At 58.3% G+C, this 7,749-nt stretch carries 7 protein-coding genes and 1 pseudogene; 5 read left to right on the top strand and 3 right to left on the bottom strand.

The features are described 5' to 3' along the window. Together zapE and ACRESD_RS22810 are read left to right on the top strand one after the other, a co-directional pair. Positions 1 to 902 (top strand): cell division protein ZapE (gene zapE / locus ACRESD_RS22815; RefSeq protein ID WP_431752975.1); only part of this gene is annotated, 902 nt, incomplete at its 5' end. Between the two features lie 165 nt (positions 903 to 1,067). After that, positions 1,068 to 1,559 carry a GNAT family N-acetyltransferase gene (locus ACRESD_RS22810; protein ID WP_431752974.1) on the top strand — a complete coding sequence of 164 codons (492 nt, stop codon included), beginning with the start codon at positions 1,068 to 1,070 and terminating at the stop codon, positions 1,557 to 1,559. Positions 1,560 to 1,660: 101 nt separating this feature from the next. On the opposite strand, the gene ACRESD_RS22805 is transcribed toward ACRESD_RS22810, so the two are convergent. The 3 genes from ACRESD_RS22805 to ACRESD_RS22795 all read right to left on the bottom strand — a co-directional run bounded on the left by ACRESD_RS22805 (position 1,661) and on the right by ACRESD_RS22795 (position 4,121). Beyond that, positions 1,661 to 1,882, bottom strand: coding sequence for a hypothetical protein (locus ACRESD_RS22805; protein WP_431752973.1), 222 nt, complete (start codon positions 1,880 to 1,882; stop codon positions 1,661 to 1,663). A 161-nt stretch (positions 1,883 to 2,043) separates the two neighbouring features. After that, positions 2,044 to 3,786 (bottom strand): phosphoethanolamine transferase CptA, encoded by a 1,743-nt coding sequence (locus ACRESD_RS22800; protein ID WP_431752972.1) that lies wholly within the window; start codon positions 3,784 to 3,786, stop codon positions 2,044 to 2,046. Between the two features lie 158 nt (positions 3,787 to 3,944). Next, positions 3,945 to 4,121 carry a DUF6026 family protein gene (locus ACRESD_RS22795; protein WP_431752971.1) on the bottom strand — a complete coding sequence of 59 codons (177 nt, stop codon included), beginning with the start codon at positions 4,119 to 4,121 and terminating at the stop codon, positions 3,945 to 3,947. 269 nt (positions 4,122 to 4,390) lie between these two features. Between ACRESD_RS22795 and gnd the strand changes: the two are divergent. The 3 genes and pseudogenes from gnd (at position 4,391) to ACRESD_RS22780 (ending at position 7,712) form a co-directional block, all read left to right on the top strand. Continuing rightward, positions 4,391 to 5,374, top strand: a pseudogene (gnd, locus tag ACRESD_RS22790) (phosphogluconate dehydrogenase (NAD(+)-dependent, decarboxylating)). After that, entirely contained in the window at positions 5,371 to 6,894 is a 1,524-nt protein-coding gene (gene zwf / locus ACRESD_RS22785; RefSeq protein WP_431752970.1) for a glucose-6-phosphate dehydrogenase, read from the top strand. Before gnd ends, zwf begins: the two are co-directional and overlap by 4 nt. Further along, positions 6,891 to 7,712, top strand: a complete 822-nt coding sequence (locus tag ACRESD_RS22780; protein WP_431752969.1) for a Cof-type HAD-IIB family hydrolase — start codon at positions 6,891 to 6,893, stop codon at positions 7,710 to 7,712. Before zwf ends, ACRESD_RS22780 begins: the two co-directional genes overlap by 4 nt. Positions 7,713 to 7,749 lie beyond the last annotated feature (37 nt).

Below are 7,749 nucleotides of genomic sequence, written 5' to 3'. Positions count from 1 at the left end.
GCCTGCAAGTACCCGCCCGGCGTCAGCACTTTCATCACTTCATGGGCTGGGTGCACCAACGCTTGTTCCAGCTCACCGGCACCCATGATCCCTTGCAGGCATTGGCCCGCGAGTTGAGCCGGGAAGTGCGTGTGCTGTGTTTTGATGAGCTGTTCGTCAATGATATCGGTGACGCGATCATCCTCGGTCGCCTGTTCCAGGTAATGTTCGAGGAGGGCGTGGTGATGGTCAGCACGTCCAATCAGCCACCGGACCAGCTGTATGCCGATGGTTTCAATCGTGAGCGCTTCCTGCCGGGTATCGAGGCGATCAAGCGGCATATGCAGGTTGTGGCGGTGGATGGCGTCGAAGACCATCGCCTGCATCCGGGCGTTGGCCTGCAGCGCTATTGGGTCAATCAGCCGGATGCGCTTGCCGCGTTGTTCAAGCAATTGAGTGAGGGGCAAGTCATCTCCGAGGGGCCAGTCAGCGTGGGTCATCGAACCCTCGTGGCGGTGCGCTCCAGCGACAGCGTGCTGTGGTGCCGATATGCCGACCTGTGCGAGCAAGCGCTGTCGGCGATGGACTTCATGCTGCTGTGCGATCGGTTCAAGGCCATTCTGTTGGGCGAAGTCCCGAGTCTGAGCGCCCAGACACGTCCAGGTCGGATCGCCCGTGGCACCGAGGATGGTGCGCAGCGTGTCGAGGCCGGCGATCGCGAGCTGCCGGCATTGTCGGTGCACGATGACAGTGTGCGACGTTTCATCGCGCTGGTGGATGAGTGCTATGACCGCAAGGTGCCGCTGTTCATCGAGGCCAAGGTGCCTCTGGACCAGCTCTACACCGAAGGCTACCTGGAGTTTGCGTTCCGTCGCACCCTGAGCCGCTTGCAAGAGATGCAGTTGCAGCGTTTCGGCGCCTAGGAAAAATGCTCGTATAGCGTCCGTGGCACCTGCTTGATACGTGCAACCTTCGTGCTTTCTGTCGGGTATTTGTAGTTAATCTCCTTCATCTGTGTCCGGCTCCACGCTTACAATCGTCCTTCTCAATGGGAACCGGTTCCCTTGTTGTCGTGATCGAGGAAGGAAATGGACACCCCAGACATCCTGGTGCTGCAAGCAAGCTACACAAACCCTGTACACGCGCAAGCCATTGGCAAGGTGCTTAATCATTACGCGCAGGACCCTATGGGCGGTGGCCAGACCTTGTCCGCCGACTTGTTGGAGCAACTGCCTGCTGAACTGGCTAAGCGTGCTCATGCATTCAGCGTGCTGGCGTTCGTCGGGGGTGAGCCGGCAGGGTTGGTCAATTGCTTTGAAGGGTTCTCGACCTTTGCCTGCCGTCCCTTGGTCAACGTCCACGATGTGGTGGTGATGCAGGCGTTCCGTGGTTTGGGGTTGAGTCAGAAGATGCTGCAGAAGGTTGAAGAGATCGCGCGTCAGCGCGGTTGCTGCAAGATCACTCTTGAAGTGCTGGAGGGCAATACGGTTGCGCAGTCGGCGTACCGCAAATTCGGTTTCGAGGATTCGATCTTTGATCCAGCCCATGGCCGCATGTTGTTCTGGAAGAAATCACTTTAATAAATAACATGCATAAAAAAGGCGCCATTAGATGGCGCCAAGTTAACCTTTGCCAAAGGAGCGGAATGGCATAGGGTCCTGCGGATTAAGTCAGCGTTAAATCAACTTTTCGGAAGCTGTTCCGAACTTTTTTCTTCAACGGTAGAAGTTTTTACGCTTTTGCCATCGGCGGCGGCAGTCTGTTCAGTGGTGCCGTGGGTTTGTTGCTGGACGAGGTTGAAGTTGTTGTAGAACTCTTTCGAACGCTCTGAACCGCCTTCGGCAAAGGCGGCGACCGAGGTCAGGGTCATCAGGCTGGCAAGCATCAAAGTCGAGAGTTTCATTACGGTATTCCCATTAAGAGTGATAGGTGCCCAGTCGTTCCGTGATTAGGTTCATGGGACGACTATAGGGCTATCTTATTAAGTGGGAATTAACGCGTGGATGCCCCGAAGTTAACGTTTTTGTTACCTTCGGGAAGGGGGAGGGATAATCAACTCAATGATTATTTGAGCACTACGTCGGCAGCGTCCGGGCTCTTTGGCTTGAGCAAGCTGAAATCAATCAGACTCTTTTGTTGGCGTGCGTAGGGGTCGCCAATCAAACGTGGTCGCGGTTTGAAGCTGTCGTTGACCAGGCTCTTGCTGCGGTCCCATTCATCGAAACTCAGCCCGGCCAGGTCGGCCCAGGTGTGAATCAGTTGCGAGCTGCTGTACGGGCGCTGCAAGTCTGCCGCAAAGCTCCAGTCGTGGGTTTCACGCCACTTGGGCGAGGCGTAGGCCATGAATGGAATGGTGTACATCGGCGCAGTCGGCTTGCCCTCGTTACGGCCCAGCGTGTTGTGGCCAGCCGAGTCGTAGACGTCCTCACCGTGGTCCGACAGGTACAGCAGGAAGCCATTCGGGTCGGTCTTGGCGTAGTCCTTGATCAGGCTCGAGACGACGAAGTCGTTGTACAGCACGGCGTTGTCGTAGCTGTTGTAGATCGGCAGCTGTTCATCGCTGATGCCGTCGGGCACACCCTGGCGGTCAGTGAATTTGTCGAAAGTTTCCGGGTAGCGGTACTGGTAGCTCATGTGGGTGCCCAGCAGGTGCACCACGATGAACTTGCGTTCGGCGGTATCGGCCAGGGCCTTGGAGAACGGTGCCAGCACGTCGCCGTCGTATTGGCGGGCGTTCTGGTTGCGGTTGTTGTTCAAGTACACCTGTTCGTCGGCCTGTTCGGAAAAGGTCGTGAGCATGGTGTTGCGCTTGGTCATGGTCTGCTGGTTGGTGATCCAGAAGGTCTTGTAGCCGGCCTGTTTCATCACGCTGACGATCGACGGCGTCTTGAGGTACAGGTCCGGGTTCTCTTCGTCAGCGAAGGTCAGCACCTGTTGCAGCGCTTCGATGGTGTAAGGGCGCGGGGTGATGACGTTATCGAACACGGCCAATTGGTCGCGCAGCTTGTCCAGTTCCGGCGTGGTATTGCGCGGGTAACCGTAGAGGCTCATGCGCTGGCGGTTGGTGGACTCACCGATGACCAGCACCAAGGTCGACGGCTGGCCGGCCATGGTGTCCTTGAGGTTCTTCAAGGGCGGAATCTGGCTGGCACTGGTCAGCATGCCTTGCATGTTGTTCAGTTGTTCGGTGTAGCGGCGATAGGCAACGATCATCTGCCAAGGCACTGCTGGCTCGATGCGGGTTTCGAAGCGCTCGATGGCTTGTTCCCGGGTGTCGCTGGTGGCGAACTGCTTGACCAGCGGATAACCGACAACGGCTACCACAATGGCGACGGCTGCCAATATCGACTGGCCACGCGGCAGGTAGACCGGGCGCAGGCGTGTCCACAGGAAGACCGCCATGGCGGTATGGGCGATGAACGCCAATATGATCCACCAGGCAAAGTACTGGGTGGCATATTCGCCCGCTTCAGAGATGTTCGACTCGAACATGATGAAGATGACGCTCTGGGAAAACTCCTGCTGGTAAATGAAGAAGTAGCCCAGGCTGGCCATGGAACAGGCCCACAGCACCACACCGATCAAGGCCGCGAGCAGGCGCGTGCGGCGCGGGAACAGCAGCATGGGCGCCAGCCACAGCGCACTCATGAAGAAGGCTTGACGGAAACCACTGAAGCCGGACGTGCCGGTCAGTTGGATAAGGAGTTGGGTGATACCCGAGAAATACCAGAAAAACAGAAATAGCCAGCCAAGGCCGGCCCAGTCAAAGCCTTTCGCAGTCGTCGTGCTGCGTTTGAACATCGCCATCCAGCGCCCCATCAGTCAATGATTGCCGCGCATAGGCGCACGACATCGGGCCGCTCAGTAAGTGAGCGGCATCGCGGATCGGGAGTATCAGGAGCGGAGTGTGAAAACTTTGTGAGTTTTCTGTAGTTATTGCCTTACAAAGCTTTAACGGGAGGTGCTCAGCAGAGCGTGGCCTTGGCGCTGGAGGCCTGATCCAGCTGGGCTTGCAGGTGTGAACGCAGGCGCAGGACTTCCTGCTGCAACTGATCACGTTCGTCTTTCAACTGGCGCAGTTCATCACGACGGACAGTGACGTAGAGGGTCTGTGGCGGACGGGTCATGTGTGCTGTGCTCATTGCTTGCCTCGCAAATAGCCGGTAGATCGCGGTGCCGGAGTGCTCGGATCGAGGTGCTCGGCAACAGTCGGCAGCAAGTCTGAATTCTTTTTTTGGGCAATGGAACTTTTTTATTTTTGGTGGTCGTGTGACTTTTGCCGGGGTGATGCTGAAACGATGGCAACTTTTTTGTCATGAAACTACACGTATCTGCTCTGGACTAACCCTCATTAGCCTCATTGCGCTATAAACTATGTCACACATTTTTTAGTAGTTAGGAGCATCAGCACATGCAACTGGGGATTATCGGACTAGGCCGCATGGGCGGTAACATTGCGCGGCGCCTGATGCTCAATGGGCATACCACCGTTGTATACGACCGTAACGAAGCCTTCGTCAAAGGCTTGAGCTAGGAGGGCGCCACCGGTGTCGCCGACTTGAAAGCCCTGGTGGCCGGCCTGCAAAAGCCGCGCGCCGTGTGGGTGATGTTGCCGGCGGGCGCTCCCACCGAAGACACCATCAACGAGCTGAGCGCGCTGCTGGAAAGCGGTGATGTGATCATCGATGGCGGCAACACCATGTACAAGGATGACATCCGTCGCGCCAAGGCTCTGTCGGAAAAAGGCCTGCATTACGTCGACGTCGGCACCTCGGGTGGCGTCTGGGGCCTGGAGCGTGGCTACTGCATGATGATCGGCGGCGACACCGAAACCGTACAGCGCCTCGACCCGATCTTCAAAAGCCTGGCGCCGGGCCTGGGCAGCATCCCACGTACCAAGGACCGTTCCAGCTCCGCCGACAGCCGTGCCGAGCAAGGCTACATCCATGCCGGCCCTGCAGGCTCCGGGCATTTCGTGAAGATGATCCACAACGGCATCGAGTACGGGATGATGCAGGCCTTTGCCGAAGGTTTTGACATTCTCAAGACCAAAAACTCGGAGAACCTGCCGGAGCACGAACGCTTCGACCTCAACGTTGCCGACATCGCCGAAGTGTGGCGCCGTGGCAGCGTGGTGTCGTCGTGGTTGCTGGACCTGACCGCCGACGCCCTGGCCACCGATCCGAAACTCGACGGCTACTCCGGCTCCGTGGCCGATAGCGGCGAAGGTCGCTGGACCATCGAAGCCGCCATGGAACAAGCCGTGCCGGTGCCCGTGCTGTCCACTTCGTTGTTCGCTCGTTTCCGTTCGCGCCAGCAGAGCACCTACGGTGACAAAATGCTGTCTGCCATGCGCTTCGGCTTTGGCGGTCACGTGGAGACCTCCAAAAAATGACCGCCAACGGCAAGAAACCCAAGGCCGAACCCGCTCCGCCCACCACGCTGTTTCTGTTTGGTGCCCATGGTGATTTGGTAAAGCGCCTGCTCATGCCGGCGCTGTACAACCTCAGCCGTGACGGGCTGCTGGGCGATGGCCTGCGTATTGTTGGCGTTGATCACAACGCCATCAGCGATGTCGACTTCGCCAAGAAGCTCGAGGATTTCATTCGTACCGAAGCTGCCAGCAAAGTCCGGGGCAATGCCGAAAATGCATTGGACCCAGAACTGTGGGCGCAGTTGGCCAAAGGCATCAGTTACGTAGAGGGCGACTTCCTCGATGACAGCACCTACGCTGATATCGGTAAGAAGATCGCCGACAGCGGCACCGGTAATGCGGTGTTTTATCTGGCTACCGCGCCGCGCTTCTTCAGTGAAGTGGTGCAGCGCCTTGGCAGTGCCGGCTTGCTGAATGAAACCGATGATGGCTTCCGCCGCGTGGTCATCGAAAAACCATTCGGTTCCGACCTAGCCACCGCTGAAGCCTTGAACGCATGCCTGCTCAAGGTGATGAGCGAGAAGCAGATCTATCGCATCGACCATTACCTGGGCAAGGAAACGGTGCAGAACATCCTGATCAGCCGTTTCTCCAACGTGCTCTTCGAAGCGTTCTGGAACAACCATTACATCGACCACGTGCAGATCACTGCGGCGGAAACCGTCGGTGTGGAAACCCGGGGTAATTTCTTCGAGAAAACCGGCACCCTGCGTGACATGGTGCCCAACCACCTGTTCCAGTTGCTGGCGATGGTGGCCATGGAGCCACCGGCGGCGTTCGGCGCCGATGCGGTGCGTGGTGAGAAAGCCAAGGTGGTCGGGGCGATCCGGCCGTGGTCCCTGGAGGATGCGCGGGCCAACTCGGTTCGCGGTCAGTACACCGCTGGTGAAATCGGCGGCAAGCCGCTGCCGGGTTATCGTGAAGAAGCCAATGTGGCGCCCGACAGCAGCACCGAGACTTTCGTCGCCCTCAAGGTGATGATCGACAACTGGCGCTGGGTGGGTGTGCCGTTCTACCTGCGCACCGGTAAGCGTATGAGTATTCGCGACACCGAGATCGTGATTTGCTTCAAGCACGCGCCCTATGCGCAATTTCGCGACACCGATGTGGATGAGCTCAAGCCCACTTACCTGAAAATCCAGATCCAGCCTAACGAAGGCATGTGGTTCGATCTGCTGGCCAAAAAGCCTGGGCCGACCCTCGAAATGGCCAATATCGAGTTGGGGTTCGACTACAAGGATTTCTTCGAGATGCAACCGTCGACGGGTTACGAAACCCTGATTTACGACTGCATGACCGGCGACCAAACCTTGTTCCAGCGTGCCGATAACATTGAGAACGGTTGGCGGGCGGTGCAGCCGTTTCTCGACGCCTGGAAGGAAGATGACGGTATCCAGGCCTATAAGGCCGGTGAAGACGGTCCGGCCGCCGCCGACGAACTGTTGGCCCGTGATGGCCGCACTTGGCACAGTCTCGGATGAGTGACGCAGCGATTCATCCCATCCGATTTGTCTTGAGTGATATGGACGGGACGCTCTTGCGCCCCGATCACCTGCCTAGCCAGCGCACCCTGGATACAGTGCGCGCGCTGCGTGACGCCGGTGTGTTCTTCAGCCTGGCCAGTGGGCGACCGCCCAAGGCCATGTTGCAGATGGTCGAAGCGTTCGGTATCGACATACCAGTGGCCGGCTTCAATGGCGGTACGCTGGTCAACCCGGACGGCAGTGTGTTGGTCGCCCATCACTTGCCGGCGGAAGCGGCGCTGATCACCCTGGCGCTGTTTTCGGCGGAGCCGGACGTGGAAGTCTGGCTGTTCGCCGACGGTGAATGGCTGCGTCGTGATCCGCCTGGACCGATGGTGGCCGTGGAAGCGGCGGGCCTGGGTTATGGACCGTTGGTGGTGGAAAGTTTCGAGCCCTACCTGGATCGTGTCGACAAGATCGTTGCCGCCAGTCACAACACGCAATTGCTGGTGGAGCTGGAGGCGCTGTTGCAACCCAAGGTGCAGGGCTTGGCCCATGCGTCGCGCTCGCAACCGATTTACCTGGATGTGACCGCCCTGAAGGCCAATAAGGGCGAAGCCTTGAAAACCCTGGCGGCGCATCTTGGCGTACCGCTGGAGCAGACGGCAGCCATCGGCGATGGCGGCAACGACCCGGCCATGTTTGCAGTCGCCGGGTTGTCGATCGCCATGGGCCAGGCTGAAGAAGTAGTGAAGCAGCAAGCGAACGTGGTCACCGGCACCAACCGCGAAGATGGTGCCGCTGAAGCCATCGAGCACTTTGTACTGAACCGTTAGAACCGCAGTGGCCTGCTCGGGGACGCCAACAATAGCG

Origin of the sequence: Pseudomonas sp. (assembly GCF_050739995.1) — a bacterium.
Classification (GTDB): domain Bacteria; phylum Pseudomonadota; class Gammaproteobacteria; order Pseudomonadales; family Pseudomonadaceae; genus Aquipseudomonas.
This window is presented reverse-complemented; position numbering and strand designations above follow the sequence as displayed.